The sequence below is a fragment of the Brevundimonas sp. ZS04 genome (assembly GCF_001956865.1).
GTDB lineage: Bacteria > Pseudomonadota > Alphaproteobacteria > Caulobacterales > Caulobacteraceae > Brevundimonas > Brevundimonas diminuta.
Window position 1 is genome coordinate 1 of the sequence record NZ_MTHE01000047.1, and the last position, 459, is coordinate 459.

At 70.4% G+C, this 459-nt stretch carries 1 protein-coding gene; it reads right to left on the reverse strand.

Going from position 1 to position 459, the window contains the following annotated elements:
- The coding region (locus BJP32_RS16695; RefSeq protein WP_143255505.1) for an SOS response-associated peptidase at positions 1 to 459 on the reverse strand (459 nt) is incomplete at both ends.

A 459-nucleotide genomic window follows, 5' to 3' on the forward strand; every position in this document is an offset into this window, starting at 1 on the left:
ATCTCCAGCAGCGCGTCCGGCGGCGGTCGCAGCAGCGCGGCGGTGTCGCGGGCTTCCGCCGCGGGATCGAGCCAGCCATCGAAGTCTCGGGGCTCGACGATCACCGGGCAGCGGTCGTGGATCGCAGCCATCAGCCCGTTCGCCGCGCCGGTGATCGGCGCGACCGTGTCGATCTCCGAGCCATCGGGCGAATGCCACGTCTCCCACAGCGCGGCGAACGCGAACATCCCGCGATCGGCGCGGCGGAACAGATAGGCGCGGCTCTGCGCATGTCGCCCCTGGCCGAGCCGGTGCCACTCGTAGAATGCGTCAGCCGGCATCAGGCAGCGCCGCCTCGTCAGCGCGGCCCGGAACGAGGGTTTCGTCGCGGCGCTTTCGCTGCGGATGTTGACGACGAGCGGGAACTCCCTGGGGTCCTTGACCCAGCCGGGGATGAAGCCCCAGCGCATCAGCATGAAC